The 13226-nt window shown below is 55.5% G+C and carries 16 protein-coding genes; 6 read left to right on the forward strand and 10 right to left on the reverse strand.

The window, feature by feature from the left end; translation table 11 throughout:
• Positions 1-74: 74 nt before the first annotated feature.
• Positions 75-1385, reverse strand: coding sequence for an MFS transporter (locus tag Q675_RS28300; RefSeq protein WP_031211331.1), 1311 nt, complete (start codon positions 1383-1385; stop codon positions 75-77).
• A gap of 149 nt (positions 1386-1534) precedes the next feature.
• On the opposite strand from Q675_RS28300, the gene dmeF reads away from it, so the two are divergent.
• The gene (gene dmeF / locus Q675_RS28305) at positions 1535-2464 is read left to right on the forward strand and encodes a CDF family Co(II)/Ni(II) efflux transporter DmeF (protein ID WP_023011190.1); all 930 of its coding nucleotides are present in this window, start codon (positions 1535-1537) and stop codon (positions 2462-2464) included.
• A gap of 32 nt (positions 2465-2496) precedes the next feature.
• Here dmeF and Q675_RS28310 read toward each other — a convergent pair whose 3' ends face one another.
• Complete coding sequence (locus Q675_RS28310; RefSeq protein ID WP_023011191.1) at positions 2497-2775, reverse strand: metal-sensing transcriptional repressor; 279 nt, start codon at positions 2773-2775, stop codon at positions 2497-2499.
• Positions 2776-2900: 125 nt separating this feature from the next.
• On the opposite strand from Q675_RS28310, the gene Q675_RS28315 reads away from it, so the two are divergent.
• From Q675_RS28315 to Q675_RS28330, 4 genes are all read left to right on the forward strand, one after another.
• Positions 2901-3239 carry a hypothetical protein gene (locus Q675_RS28315; protein ID WP_023011192.1) on the forward strand — a complete coding sequence of 113 codons (339 nt, stop codon included), beginning with the start codon at positions 2901-2903 and terminating at the stop codon, positions 3237-3239.
• Between the two features lie 144 nt (positions 3240-3383).
• The gene (locus Q675_RS28320) at positions 3384-4022 is read left to right on the forward strand and encodes a HupE/UreJ family protein (protein ID WP_023011193.1); all 639 of its coding nucleotides are present in this window, start codon (positions 3384-3386) and stop codon (positions 4020-4022) included.
• Positions 4023-4037: 15 nt separating this feature from the next.
• Positions 4038-4733 (forward strand): hypothetical protein, encoded by a 696-nt coding sequence (locus Q675_RS28325; RefSeq protein WP_023011194.1) that lies wholly within the window; start codon positions 4038-4040, stop codon positions 4731-4733.
• A gap of 476 nt (positions 4734-5209) precedes the next feature.
• Positions 5210-5701, forward strand: coding sequence for a hypothetical protein (locus Q675_RS28330; RefSeq protein WP_011786374.1), 492 nt, complete (start codon positions 5210-5212; stop codon positions 5699-5701).
• Between the two features lie 16 nt (positions 5702-5717).
• Here the strand turns inward: Q675_RS28330 and Q675_RS28335 are convergent, their stop codons facing one another.
• Positions 5718-6623, reverse strand: a complete 906-nt coding sequence (locus Q675_RS28335) for a DMT family transporter (RefSeq protein ID WP_023009181.1) — start codon at positions 6621-6623, stop codon at positions 5718-5720.
• Positions 6624-6746: 123 nt separating this feature from the next.
• On the opposite strand from Q675_RS28335, the gene Q675_RS28340 reads away from it, so the two are divergent.
• Positions 6747-7676 carry a helix-turn-helix domain-containing protein gene (locus tag Q675_RS28340; protein WP_023011195.1) on the forward strand — a complete coding sequence of 310 codons (930 nt, stop codon included), beginning with the start codon at positions 6747-6749 and terminating at the stop codon, positions 7674-7676.
• A gap of 21 nt (positions 7677-7697) precedes the next feature.
• On the opposite strand, the gene mtgA is transcribed toward Q675_RS28340, so the two are convergent.
• The 7 genes from mtgA to Q675_RS28375 form a co-directional block, all read right to left on the reverse strand.
• Entirely contained in the window at positions 7698-8405 is a 708-nt protein-coding gene (mtgA, locus tag Q675_RS28345) for a monofunctional biosynthetic peptidoglycan transglycosylase (RefSeq protein ID WP_011786377.1), read from the reverse strand.
• An 11-nt stretch (positions 8406-8416) separates the two neighbouring features.
• A complete protein-coding gene (locus tag Q675_RS28350; RefSeq protein WP_023011196.1) occupies positions 8417-9028 on the reverse strand; it encodes an amidohydrolase family protein in 612 nt (203 codons plus the stop codon).
• Positions 9025-9204 (reverse strand): hypothetical protein, encoded by a 180-nt coding sequence (locus tag Q675_RS28355; protein WP_023011197.1) that lies wholly within the window; start codon positions 9202-9204, stop codon positions 9025-9027. The genes Q675_RS28350 and Q675_RS28355 overlap by 4 nt, the downstream gene beginning before the upstream one ends.
• A gap of 77 nt (positions 9205-9281) precedes the next feature.
• Positions 9282-10589 (reverse strand): MFS transporter, encoded by a 1308-nt coding sequence (locus Q675_RS28360; RefSeq protein ID WP_023011198.1) that lies wholly within the window; start codon positions 10587-10589, stop codon positions 9282-9284.
• A gap of 17 nt (positions 10590-10606) precedes the next feature.
• Entirely contained in the window at positions 10607-11116 is a 510-nt protein-coding gene (locus Q675_RS28365) for a hypothetical protein (RefSeq protein WP_023009187.1), read from the reverse strand.
• Positions 11116-11445 carry a DUF883 family protein gene (locus Q675_RS28370; RefSeq protein ID WP_011786381.1) on the reverse strand — a complete coding sequence of 110 codons (330 nt, stop codon included), beginning with the start codon at positions 11443-11445 and terminating at the stop codon, positions 11116-11118. Before Q675_RS28370 ends, Q675_RS28365 begins: the two co-directional genes overlap by 1 nt.
• Before the next feature lie 149 nt (positions 11446-11594).
• A complete protein-coding gene (locus Q675_RS28375; protein WP_227499538.1) occupies positions 11595-13214 on the reverse strand; it encodes a diguanylate cyclase in 1620 nt (539 codons plus the stop codon).
• Positions 13215-13226: the final 12 nt, after the last annotated feature.

Here is a 13226-nt window from a genome sequence, read left to right on the forward strand (position 1 = left end):
GTCTTTTTTGGTAGTGCAATCATAAATTGTCCGAACCTAAACAAAAGCGAACATTCGCAGAATCCCTGGCAATCTCAATCTGGCCATTTAGGATGCAGGCTATCAATGACATAGTTGTGACGGTGAACTCCCGAGTTAGAGGCGTTTGCAACATGAGGATGGTCGCCTGGCAGGTCGACGTGGTTATGCCAGCGTTCTGACGGATCAAGGGAGGGCCACAGCTTCAACGCAAGAATCAGCCCTCCGAGAGCAAGCCCCAGAAGTACTAACAGAGTAACGGTCATACCCGCAGTAGACCCAAGCCACCCAGCTAATGGATACGCGACCAACCATCCGGCATGCGACAAAGAGAACTGGGCGGCAAACAGAGCTGGCCTGTCTTCAGCATGCGACGACCGGGTAAGGACTCTGCCAATGGGGGTTTGAGCCGTCGAGAAACCGACGCCCAGCCAAGCCCACACGGGCAATAGCCACTCCAGTGATCTCACCGCCATTGTGAGAATCAACCCGGAAATTAGAATCCACCCGCCAGTCAGCATGACTTGCCGGTCCTGCCAGCGCTTCAAGAGAGCCGGTAACGCCAATGCAGCCAACATGGAACCAGCGCCAAACGCGGCAAAAGCCATGGCTGTGTGCTGCTCAGTTAGGCCGAAGCGTCCCTGCACCAGCACAACCGTATTCACGATCACCATGGCTCCTGCAAGACTGACCACCAGGTTCAGAGCCATCACCCCACGGAGGCGAGGAGTTGCCATGAAAACTTTAAATCCGGCCTTTGCTCGATCATAAACGCCGCGACGTTTCTCTGATTTGGTCCTAGTTGGCAAAGCAACCGACACTACAAGCAAGGCTGATGCGATAAACCCGATCACCGTGCCCCAAAACAACGCCTGCCAGCTGGTAGCAAGCAGAATCAACGCCGCGAGTGCCGGACTGATGAGGTTTTCCAGATCGTATGCCAGCCGGGAGAGCGACAGCGCCTTGGTGTAGTCATCCTCATCTGGAAGAGTCTCCGGAATCGTGGACTGAAAGGTTGGTGTAAAGGCCGCCGATGCGGACTGAAGGACAGCAATTAACACATACACTTCCCAGACTTCGGTCACGAAAGGCAAAGCCAGCGCCGTCGCCGCTCGAACCACATCGAGGGAGACCAGCAGAGCACGACGAGGTATGTTCTCTGCCAAGGCCGACGCCAGCGGGGCTATCAAGACATAAGCGACCATTTTTATCGCCATGGCGGTGCCGAGCACCTGTCCCGCCTGTTCTCCGGCCAGATCAAACGCCAATAGACTCAATGCCACCGTCGCCAGCCCGGTACCCAGCAATGCAACTACCTGTGCCAGGAACAAATGGCGATAGGTTCGGTGTCTCAGAATCTCAAGCATGGCTTCACCAGTGACAGCATCAGAAGCAGAAAGGTTGTGGTAGAAATCGGACTCCAGTAGCATTCCATGCTATCCCCCCAGGGGGGATAGGTCAAAAGTGAGATTTGCCTACAGGTCTAACAACCATCAGCCTTGCCGGGAACACTGTTATGCACCATGAACAACTCGACCATTGGCAACATAATCACGTCTTTGGTCAGGATCAGAAGCGCTCTGGCGAAACTCGTACACTCATCGTGGTGGGCCTGACCCTGGCGATGATGGTCTGGGAAATCCTGGCCGGAATCGTTTATGGCTCCATGGCGTTGCTGGCTGATGGCCTACATATGGGATCTCACGCAGTGGCTCTGGGTATTGCGGCCTTCGCCTACGCGTATGCCAGGAAAAACGCAGGCAACGACCGATTCTCTTTCGGCACAGGAAAGGTCAATGCGCTGGGTGGCTTCACCGGAGCAATCCTGCTGGCAGTCTTTGCGCTCTACATGGTCATCGAGAGCGTGGGGCGTTTTATCCAGCCCGTTCCCATTTCTTTCGATGGGGCTATTTTCGTGGCCATCATTGGCCTGGTTGTCAACGGGGTGTCAGCTTGGATACTGGGAGATGCAGGCCATGAGCATGGCCACAGTCACGGGCACGATCATGGTCACCACCATCATCACCATGACCACAACCGCCGGGCCGCTTACTTGCATGTGCTTGCGGATGCGCTGACGTCAGTCCTTGCCATTGTTGCCCTTCTGGCGGGTAAATATGCCGGGTGGAACTGGATGGACCCAATGATGGGGATTATTGGTGCGTTTCTGGTCACCAAGTGGTCCTGGCACTTGCTGAAAGACACTTCCAAGATCCTTCTCGACGAGCAGCACCAGGACATGGAGGAAACTGTTAAGGAAGCCGTCGAAGTCGACGATGCCAAGGTCAGCGATTTGCATGTGTGGGCGATAGGCCCAAACATTCACGCGGCCATTGTCTCAATCGTCTCGCATCAGCCAGAATCGCCGACAGTTTACAAAGAGCGCATTCAGGCCCGCTGCCGGTCCCTGGTCCACGTGACGGTAGAGCCTCTACGGTGTGATTAATAGCTGAGATCGAAGCGTAGGAACGAACGAAATCAAAGGTATCGGGCGATGGCCTTGAATTCATCGATACGCCGCTGCTGATCCGGCTCCAGCGGCCCGATAGCATCGTCCAGGCAATGCTCGATATGGTCCTGTACCAACACGCGCTTGGCTTGCTGAATGGCTTTTTCCACCGCGTGAAGCTGCTGGGCCAGTTCCAGGCAGGGCTTTCCCTGGTCAATCATGCCTATCACGCTTTCAAGATGGCCGTTAGCTCGCTTCAGGCGTTTGATGATGTTCGGATGAGATTGATGCGTGTGATCATTTACCATGTTTAATTCCTATCCCCCATGGGGGGATGGTATCCTCTGTTTCCATCGAAAGCCAACGACAGACTCGACCCACTCGATAGATGATTTCCGCCATTCACCAGAGAAAACTGCTTCCAACAATTCTCATGCTCTTCGCATTGGCGGGCCTGTCACTGTCGGTGATTGGCGAGTCGTTCTCTCACGGTGTGGTTGAGATAGCGGGCGACTGGGAGTTTCAGTCGGACGGCCACCATGGCAGTCACGGTGGACACGGACACAGTCACGATTTCGACGAAGAACCAGAGTCACCTTCACTGCATCACGATGCAGGGAATCACACCCACGAGACCGTGGACCAGCTGAGGATTCCATTCGTTTCCCAAAGCCCGACCGTTTTCCGGCAGGCCATTCCATTTGCCGGAGGTTCTCCCCGCAGTTTGCGCTATCGGCTTGAACGCCCACCAAAAGGTTCCCTTCCTATTTGATTCCTGCCGCTGGAGCGGCCCTAGAAAACAAATGTGATTGGAGTCTTTATGTTGTCAAGTTTGCTTGACGGTTGCCGCGGCGTGTCCTCGTCGGGCACCGGCAGTCGTCTGTTATGGATATTTCTGACTTTGGGCTTGCTGGGAATGAGTACGGATGTGCTCGCCCACGCAGTCGCCCAGGGCGACAAGGGGTACATCCAGGAAATTACCGGTGTAAACCTCATCGCCTTCACCTATCTCGGGGCCAAACATATGGTCACCGGCTATGACCACCTGCTGTTCTTGCTGGGTGTCATTTTCTTCCTCTACAAGATGAAGCACATCGCCATCTACGTGAGCCTGTTTGCACTCGGGCATTCCACGACGATGTTGCTCGGGGTGTACTTCAACGTGGGCATCAATAGCTACATCATTGATGCGATTATCGGTCTGTCCATCGTGTACAAGGCACTGGACAACATTGGAGCCTATCAGCGCTGGTTTGGCTTCCAACCCAATACCAAGGCCGCCACGCTGATTTTCGGGTTCTTCCACGGTTTCGGTCTCTCCACGAAGATTATCGAGTACGACATCTCGCCGGATGGCCTGATTCCGAACCTCCTCGCCTTCAACGTGGGCGTGGAAATCGGACAGCTCATCGCCCTCGCCATGATCCTGATTGCGATCAGTTTCTGGCGGAAGACCGACGGCTTTTTCCGGCACGCCTACACCGCCAACGTGGCCATGATGAGTGCAGGTTTCCTGCTCTTTGGCTATCAGCTCACCGGTTACTTTGTCGCTTAATTCTGGAGATTCCCTATGTACAACACCGATATACCCAATCGTGAAGAACTGCCCAGCACTGCCAAGTTGATTCGATCAACCATTATTGCAGCCATTGTGGCACTGGTCCTGCTGGTTACCGTGGTCATGCCCGCCGAGTACGCTCTGGACCCGACTGGCGCGGGCCGACTGCTGGGATTGACCGAAATGGGCGAGATCAAAGAACAGCTCGCCGAAGAAGCTGCGGCTGACGAGGCTGCCCAGATGGTTGCGGTGAACTCTGCGGCTGGTCAGAAATCTCCGGAAGTCTCGGAACCTGTCGTGGCTGAAGCCGTTGAGGAACCAGCCCCCGCATCGGAAGCGGAGGTTGCGCCTGCTGAGCCAGAGCCCGCCCCTGAACCAGAAATTGCCGAACCCCAGTGGCAGGATGAAGTGCGCGTTGTTCTCACTCCGGGAGAGGGTACCGAATTCAAACTTACAATGGAGGAAGGCGCGGTAGCCCGGTTCTCCTGGGTGTCTGAGGGTGGCCCGATCAACTTTGATACCCACGGTGATGGAGGCGGCCAGTCCATTTCCTATGAGAAAGGCCGGGGCGTACCGGAAGATGAAGGCGAGTTGGAAGCAGCCTTTACTGGTAACCATGGATGGTTCTTCCGGAACCGGAATGACAACGACATCACTCTGGTACTTCGCACCGGAGGAGACTACGGGCAGTTGAAGAAGATGTTGTGATTTACCACTGAGTGTTGTGACGACATCCGGGCCTGCGGCTTAAAAGGCCCGGATGTCGCATACAGCCAGTGGACATGACGAGTCACCCCTCTGGGGAAACCTCCAAGGCTGTTCTGAGCTGCTTCGAACGTCAAAAAGTTGATCGCAGCGAGTAGTCTCTTATGTTCGCTTTGCGACCTTAGCGTTGACTACGCCTTGAAAGCGCCGAGTTATGGTTTCAATAACATTCTCCACAACCGGCGAAACAATGATCAAACAGCAAAGAGTTTTCCCACAGAATCTGTGGATAACTGTGTTGGCAACCCAAGGATAGCCGGTGTGAACGGCCCAACGACAAGGCCTGGCGATGAGCGGAGGTAAAATAATCAACTCGCCCTTTGCTTCAAGGTTACCGCGCTGTGTGCAACCTGTAATCGCAGCCTTTACGAAATATCCGTAGCCTGTCTCATCACATCCACAGGTCACGGTGAAAACGCATGCTCGACAGGTTGAGAAGTATTCCAGTACGCGGTTTGTTCGCCAGGCTGTTCTCCTGGTTGTTTTTCGGATTGGCCTTCGCTCTTGTGGCAGCAACCATCGTCGATGTCTTTGAGCTCCTGAATTCCGATGAGCCCTTGATGCAGGCCATGATTAATGGCGTCAACGGCAGCATTATCGCACTGGCAGTTTACGAACTGGCGATGGTGATCCGCTCGGAATACAGCGGCCGTTCAGAAACTCACGATATAGTGACTATGATGCGCCGCACCCTGCCCCGCTTCATCAGTACCGTTTGCGTGGCCATGTCGCTTGAAGGCCTGATCATGATCATCAAATACAGCCAGCTTGATTTGGCGGGGAATCTCGTTTATCCGGTTGCTATTATTGCGAGTACAGCATTGTTGTTGGCCGCACTGGGTGTGTTTTTAAAAATGGCCCCCAAAGAGATCGGTGCGAACGGGTGCGATGAGTCCTGCACGACAAAGTGAGCCCATAGCAACAGAGTCAGGTCCGTTGCTCGGGAACGCTGGTTGCGCTGACGCTCTGACGCTTGCCGGGACGAAACAACACATAGTTTCCCAATATGGCCAGCAGGGCGCCCAGCATAGCCGGCGTCGTCCACTCGAATCCCTCCAGCCAGGTGGAGACCGAAAGAGCGACAACCGGGAACAGTACCGCGGCATAGCCTGCCTTGTCGGCGCCCAGCACCTGGATGACAGTAATGTAGCAGTAGAACGCCACAATAGAGCCGGGAACGGCAAGGAACACGGTCGCTCCCCAGAATACTGAGGTGGCAGGCAGCATCCACTCTACCCCCTGGATCAGGCACCACAATCCGAGAATAAGTGCTCCATAAACCATTGCCCAGGCATTGGCCGTAAACAACGGAACCCCTGCGGCCCTCACCTTCACGCTCACCAGGTTACCCATGGAAAACCAGAAGGTTCCAGCGACCGCAAACAGTATGCTCGCGCCAGTGGCATTGCCGAGTTGGAGGTCATGCCAGAACAGCAGCGCGACACCGGTCACACCAAGGGCCACGGCGGGGTAGAGCCTCGCTGTCGGTCTGGTTCGCAACCAGAGCCAACCGTTGAACGCGTTGAACAGTGCCGCCAGAGAAAACACGACCGCCAACAACCCACTGGTCATCGATTCGGCGGCCCGATAGATCAGGAGAAAATTCACGCTATATAGCGTCAGCCCTTGCAAAAAAAGCCAGCCATGCTGGCCAGGCGTCAACCTGCTCAGCCGCCGGGTAACGGCAAGAACCGCAAGTGCAACCACAGAAGCCATCACAAAGCGATAGAACACTGCCAAATCCACAGACGCAGATTCGACCTGCAGTCGAATCGCCGTCCAGGTCAGACCCCATATCAATACAGTCAGTCCATAATGGGCACTAATGGGCATGATTCAGAGGCTCCCAGTTAAATGGCAAGTTCGGGCGTCAGGTGGTCAGATTATGGAAACGAACGCGCGATAGCTTGTCAGATCCTGCGGAACCGTGGATGATTCTTGCGGAGGCCTTGCATTATGGACAACCCAACGACAACAAACCCGTCACCGCTGCAAGACAGACGGGGGCAGCTGGACATTGCCGACAGCCTTCGCACGGCGGGCGTTGCGCCGCAGCGAATGATGAACCTGGAGCATGGAAAAACCCTCGCCCAATGGCAGAACCGTCAGGGGGAGGTTCGCTACGAGCGCCCTCGTCATCACGCCCTGAGCATCTACATCGACAAGGGCCAGCAAGCCCAGCGGATGGTCAACGGAAAGGCGGTCAGCCGCGGCTTTCCCGGCGCCATGTGCCTGTTTCCTGCGGGCAGCCGCTCCATCTGGCAAATCGGCGGGCAATTCGAGTTTTTCCATTTCTATTTCAATGATGTCGATGTCGCTCGATGTGCCAGTCAAACCTGGGATTCCGACCCGGATAAGATTCAACTGAACGAGCGCTACCACCGTGAGGATCCTATCCTGGCCCATGCAGGTAAACTCCTGGTGCTGAGCGACTGGCAGGCACCCGGCCAGGCAATGGCGATGGATCACCTGGCACAGTGGCTCCTGCTACAGGTGGTCAGCCGACACGCCAGCGTCACCAAAGCACCTCCCGCAGTTACCGGGCAACTGTCCCATCAGTACCGGCGACTGTTACAGGAGCAGATTCATGCGGAACTGGACCGGCCTCTCACACTGTCGGAAATGGCCGGCTGGGTGAATCTCAGCCCCTACCATTTCGCAAGACTGTTCCGGGCCACGTTTGGCTGCGCCCCCTACCAATATGTACAGGAACAACGGCTCATCCGGGCACGCGATCATCTGCGCCAATCAACCACCAAAATCACTGCCATCGCTCTCGCCTGCGGCTTCAACGACGCCAGCCAATTCAGCCGGGCATTCAAAGCCCGGTTTGGTATGACACCATCCCAGTGCCGGAGCGAGGCCCACTCATCAAAGAGCCGGTGAACCATCAACAACGGTTTGGCATTACCTGCCAGCGTTGATTTCGGCGAGATACCCCGCCCTCGATAACCGAGCCATCTGCCCCTCAATCCAGGCCACTCGTTCCTGAACGTAAGGCGTGGGCGAAAGCACGCTCAACACGTTCGGGTTAGGAAGGACTGCAGCGAGATGTGCAGCCTGGAGTGGCGACAGCACGCCCGCCGGAATTCGGTAGTAGGCGCGGCTGGCTGCCTGTACACCGTAGATGCCCGGTCCGAATTCTGCGATGTTCAGATAGACTTCAAGAATCCGCTGTTTAGGCCAGATCGCATCAATTGCCAGTGCCAGACCCGCCTCGATGGCTTTTCGGACAAAGCTTCGATCATTCCAGAGAAACAGATTCTTGGCCGTTTGCTGCGTGATGGTACTGGCACCTCGCAAGCCCTCTCCAGCCTGATATTCAGAGACCGCCTTATGAACAGCCTTGAAATCAACCCCGTGGTGCTCCGGAAATCGCTGGTCTTCACTGGCGATCACCGCCAGCGCCATCCATTCGGATACCTCAGATATTGGCACCCATTCGTGCTGCAAAGGCTCGCGGGCATCACCCATCTGATAACCCAGCATGAAGGCCGAGGTCGGAGGGTTCACGAACCTGAACAGCAGGATAATTGAAAACATCAGCACCAGTGCGGCTACAACTACCCAGAACATCAGCCGCAGTGACTTTCTAGCAAAAGAGGCCTTGGCCATAACCTGATTAATTACCTCGCCGGGATAAACTGTCCATAGCCCATTTCACGGCCAAATGACGGCGAGAATTGCTCGTCGTCGACCGCCAGCCGTCCATTGATCAGAACCGTTTTTACGATGCCGGGATTGCGATTGACCAAACGCTGCAGATCAAAGTTTTCCATCTCGCCCCAGTGCACCTGCTCAAGGTCCTGATTGAACCCCGCCGGATCAATAACCACAACATCGGCGCGGTCCCCTTCACGAATCTTGCCCGCATCCACACCGAACCAGTCGGCCTGATCTCCCGTCAACCGATGTACGGCCTGCTCCGTGGTCATGATGGGGTCTCCGTCATTGATAGACTCATGAACGAGCTTGAGCATGCGCAGTGGCAGGTTGTAGAACGCCATATTCCGAATATGGGCGCCGGCATCACTGAAGGTAATCAGCGACCGGGGGTCTTTCACCAGGCGTTTGAGTACCTGTTTTCGATGGTTTCCGACGGTGGTGTACCAACGAATATTCCTGCCGAACTCCACCACCAGATCCAGGAACAGATCGACGACATGCACACCACGGGCCCTGGTCACCTCTTCGAAATTCTTGCCGATCAGGGCTGCATCCGGGCAGTCGATAATCATGGCATCACCCAAAGCCCGGAGGCATCGATCACGCGCTCGGCATCGTCATCAGCAATCGGATCGGCCGTCACACGGACAACCCGGCCATCCTTGATAGCAAGATTGCGGGTAAACGAGAGTGCCCCGGTGCCGTCGAAATAGCGGCCGCCCTTGATGATGAAGTCATATCTGGCCATGGCAAAACGCCCCTTAGGATCTTGTTGTTGTGGGATGGCTATGAATCAGAATAGCCGAAGCTGGGGCAGATACCGTGTCAGTCCTCCGCTTTTCGGGCCTCAGTCGCAGGCACTTTCAGCATCAGCACAAACCCGATCAGCAGGAACAGCAAGATCGTACTCATGCCCCAACGCTGGCTGTCGGTAACCGACGTCACCCAACCCACCAGCAACGGGCCGGCAAACGCGGTTGCCTTCCCGGAAAAGGCGAACAGGCCGAACATCTGAGTCTGCAGATGCGGCGGGGCCACACGGGCCAGATGAGAACGACTGGCCGATTGCAGCGGCCCAACGAAAATGCCCAGAATCATGCCCCATATCCAGAACGCGGTGGCCCCATCTACCACCAGAATCGCGAACGCACTGCAGCCCAGACCCAGCAACGACAGAAGGATGGTGTTGCGGCCGCCCAGGGCATCATCAATCCAGGCAAAGCCCAGCGCGCCCAGCCCGGCAGTGACGTTCAGGGCAATGGCGAACTGCAGCACTTCAGTGGGGCTCATGTTGAACGTGCCGGCTGCATAGACGCCACCGAAGGTAAAAATCGTCGCCAGGCCATCGGTGTACAGCATCCTCGCAACCAGAAACCGTACGATGTCCCGGTATTGCCGTACATGAGCAATGGATTGTTTCAGTTGGGCCAGTCCAGCCCGCGTCGCCGCCCCCAGACTCAAACCGGTTGACGGACGATCCGGGATAAAAAAGAACGCCGGCAAGGCAAATACCAGATACCACCCGGCCACCAGAACAAAGGTTGCCCGCACGTGCTCTGCGGCGTCTCGATCAAGGTTAAAGAACGTGCCGTCCGCTTCGATAAAGCCGTAGAGCGCCACCACCAGACTGGCGATACCGCCCACATAACCCAGTCCCCAGGCCCAGCCAGACCACCGTCCGGTACGCTCCGGCCGAGCCAGATCCGGCAACATCGAGTTATAGAAGATGAAAGCGAACTCAGCCCCGAGTGTACCCAACCCCACCCACAGAGCGGCCGTCCAGAACTGACTCTGATCCGGCGTCACCGTCCACAACATGGCCGACGAAATCACACACAGGAGTGTAAAACTGATCAACCAGGGTTTGCGCCGGCCTGACTGATCGGCAACAGCACCGAGAATTGGAGCAAGTATGGCAATCACCACCCCGGCTATACCAACGATGTTGCCCCATGCCCGCGTGCCGGCCACTTCATCCTGAATCACCGAGACGCTGAAGTACTGAGCGAAGACAAAAGTAAGAATGATCGTAAAGAAGGCACTATTTGCCCAGTCGTAGAGCGCCCAAGACCAGAGGGCGCGTTTATTCTCCGGCGCACCAGGTAGGCTTGACTGTAATGGTGATGGCGGCATGTCTTGCTCTTGGTCTGTTACTGCGTTGTTTCCGACTGGCTATCGGAAGGTTGTGAGCCAGACTTATGCTCGTGCTTGGCAGCACGTTCAGCTTCGGCTTCCTTCATCAAAACCATACCGCCCTGAAGCAACAGAGACTTCAACCGGGGATCTCCCTGTTCGGCGATGCCCAGCACAAAAGCAATAGACGCCGATTCCAGAGGGTTCTTTCGAATCAGGTTCCTTAAAGATTCTACCGGCGATGACATGCCTGAACTTTCGCCGGAATCGGCCTGTCCGTGAGACCTGGCCGGCCGTGTCATACGATAGAAAAAAAGCACTAACAGGAGAATGCAGAAAAAGCCCGTCACGGCCATAGCACCGGCTTCACCCAGCACAGGAGCCAGGGCCAGCGTGGCGGCGTTGACGAGCATGTAAAAACCGGTAATGAGCAGGGCCACCAGCAAAACCAGCGCCAGCAGTAAACCCAGAACTGCCGCGACTACCTTGCGCAGCGCGCCCTGCAACCAGGCCGAGTCAGGCATCATCAGCGATCCAACAAGCGACCCACCAACAACCCGGCCAGAAACATAAGAACGATACTGAGGAAGGGACGCTCCTCAATTTTGTGTTCCACGTTTTCCACCGCTTTGCCGCTGACATCCTTTGCGCGATCAAGGGCTTCATCGCCCCGCCGCTTTACCTGGTCAAACGCTTCCCGGCTTTCGCGGCGTATCTCGTCTCGGAGATGACTGATGTTGTTCTTCTGGCCTTCAGCGACACTTCTGGTCAGCTTGGCCATATCTTCCTGAAGACGGCGCAGATCCTCACGGACCTGTTCGTACTCATTTTGTTGACCGGATTTCGCTTCCATCATCTTGCCTCCTTATCAGTATGATTACTGCTATTTCGGCTATGGCTGCGTGTATCCAAAAGCAACCACGGTCACTCCAACTCTAGCACAGGGTTCAAACAACGTGATTAGCGCTTCTTAATGTGCGGGACGCCATTGGAGGATCTCCTCCTTCAAGTGGGTAGGGCCTTGCCTGCCGGACCATCATAGCCACAAACCCGGTTGCGGCCCCCGGCCTTGGCCTCATACAGTGAACGGTCGGCCCGTTTGACCGCCCCCTCCACAGATTCCAGAAGGGGGTTTACCTCAGCCACACCGACACTTACTGTGACTTGAACCACCAACCCATCGCCTCCATCAATGATCATGGCTTCGACAGCGTTCCTGATACGTTCAGCACAGCCAAACGCCTCTGCCAGATCCGCACCCGGCAGGAGAATGACGAATTCCTCGCCACCGAAGCGCGCGACCAGATCCCTGTCCCGGCTGAACTGACGAAATACCGAGGCAACTTCTACCAGAACCAGGTCGCCCACATTGTGGCCATGGGTGTCATTGACCGCTTTGAAATGATCGATATCAATGGCAATAACCGACAACGGCTCACCCGAGGTCCGGGCCTGTTCCAGCACGTACTCTCCCTCTGCCATGAAATACCGGCGATTGAAGAGCCGTGTCAGAGGGTCCGTCGAGGCCTGGCGTTTCAGCTCATCCTGCTTTGACCGGATATCCTCCAACACCTTGATCCTGTAAGAAATAATGAAAGCCAGGGTGAGCGCTTCCAGAACAATACCAATACCGACTCCATGACTATTGATGTAGTTCGGTTGAACCAGACCTTTGTAGTACAGGACGGCAAACCCGTTGAACACCACAAAAAAGGTGTGACCAACAAGGAAAAATTTGACCAGAGGGTGCCCCTTCCTGAACAGCGAAATGCTCACGGAGAAGGTCACTACCATCATCAGGGCGGCAAGACTGCTGGCAGGCTTCAGGGCCGTCGCGATATCAAACAGGCCGTAAACAAACGTCACCACCAGCAATGCCAGCATACCCTGAAGCACGCGATGTTCGGTTCGGAAATACTCATGTGTTTCGAAAATGGCCATCATGAACAACAGCAGGAAAATCGGCATGGTTATCAACGAGAGATTCAGGACAAACACTGCGTCGCCGTAAGCGTTGAACGCCTTCGCCACCAAACCGTAAGACAGCGCGATCCAGACCAGGCCTGAAATCAGATAGAGTGAGTAGTAAATGTTTTCCTTCTTGCTGGTGGCGAAATACAAAAGGCCGTTATAGAAGACCAGCGCCAGCATCATCCCCACCATAAGGGCAATATCGAGGTGCCCCCCGGCCAGCGCCCGCCGGGAATTCTCGTCATCGTATACCTTCAACGAGAACCACTGGTGTGAGTATGCGTGACTACGCACATACATAACCGTCGTTTTCCCGGCTTGCAGTTCGAACGGATACACCAGTGTTCCCCGATACATGGCAGGGTGGGCGTCAGCCTCATTGAGGTTAACGGAAAGTCGATTGACGACGCGTGAGGAGCGCTCTTCAACAATATCGATTGAACGAACGTGATAAGCCTTGGGAAGGTGCAGAAACAGCGAACGGTCATCAGTACCTGAGTTGTGTAATGAAACCCGATACCAGGTCACCGCCGCCCGGGTACCGAGGGTGGTGGTGTTCTTGGTCTGGTCGAAAGACTCAAGCCGAACGGTTTCATAGTCCATCGTTTGCGATTCATCGATGAAGTATTCGATGGAAAAGTCTGTCAGTTCCACGCTTTTCTCTCC

Origin of the sequence: Marinobacter sp. EN3 (assembly GCF_000475315.1) — a bacterium.
In the GTDB taxonomy this organism is placed as follows: domain Bacteria; phylum Pseudomonadota; class Gammaproteobacteria; order Pseudomonadales; family Oleiphilaceae; genus Marinobacter; species Marinobacter nauticus.

Excerpts from the sequence above, each read along its gene's own strand:
- Q675_RS28300 (WP_031211331.1), bottom strand. The coding sequence starts at position 1,385 with ATGCTTGAGATTCTGAGACACCGAACCTATCGCCATTTGTTCCTGGCA.
- dmeF (WP_023011190.1), top strand. The coding sequence starts at position 1,535 with ATGCACCATGAACAACTCGACCATTGGCAACATAATCACGTCTTTGGT.
- Q675_RS28310 (WP_023011191.1), bottom strand. The coding sequence starts at position 2,775 with ATGGTAAATGATCACACGCATCAATCTCATCCGAACATCATCAAACGC.
- Q675_RS28315 (WP_023011192.1), top strand. The coding sequence starts at position 2,901 with ATGCTCTTCGCATTGGCGGGCCTGTCACTGTCGGTGATTGGCGAGTCG.
- Q675_RS28320 (WP_023011193.1), top strand. The coding sequence starts at position 3,384 with ATGAGTACGGATGTGCTCGCCCACGCAGTCGCCCAGGGCGACAAGGGG.
- Q675_RS28325 (WP_023011194.1), top strand. The coding sequence starts at position 4,038 with ATGTACAACACCGATATACCCAATCGTGAAGAACTGCCCAGCACTGCC.
- Q675_RS28330 (WP_011786374.1), top strand. The coding sequence starts at position 5,210 with ATGCTCGACAGGTTGAGAAGTATTCCAGTACGCGGTTTGTTCGCCAGG.
- Q675_RS28335 (WP_023009181.1), bottom strand. The coding sequence starts at position 6,623 with ATGCCCATTAGTGCCCATTATGGACTGACTGTATTGATATGGGGTCTG.
- Q675_RS28340 (WP_023011195.1), top strand. The coding sequence starts at position 6,747 with ATGGACAACCCAACGACAACAAACCCGTCACCGCTGCAAGACAGACGG.
- mtgA (WP_011786377.1), bottom strand. The coding sequence starts at position 8,405 with ATGGCCAAGGCCTCTTTTGCTAGAAAGTCACTGCGGCTGATGTTCTGG.
- Q675_RS28350 (WP_023011196.1), bottom strand. The coding sequence starts at position 9,028 with ATGATTATCGACTGCCCGGATGCAGCCCTGATCGGCAAGAATTTCGAA.
- Q675_RS28355 (WP_023011197.1), bottom strand. The coding sequence starts at position 9,204 with ATGGCCAGATATGACTTCATCATCAAGGGCGGCCGCTATTTCGACGGC.
- Q675_RS28360 (WP_023011198.1), bottom strand. The coding sequence starts at position 10,589 with ATGCCGCCATCACCATTACAGTCAAGCCTACCTGGTGCGCCGGAGAAT.
- Q675_RS28365 (WP_023009187.1), bottom strand. The coding sequence starts at position 11,116 with ATGATGCCTGACTCGGCCTGGTTGCAGGGCGCGCTGCGCAAGGTAGTC.
- Q675_RS28370 (WP_011786381.1), bottom strand. The coding sequence starts at position 11,445 with ATGATGGAAGCGAAATCCGGTCAACAAAATGAGTACGAACAGGTCCGT.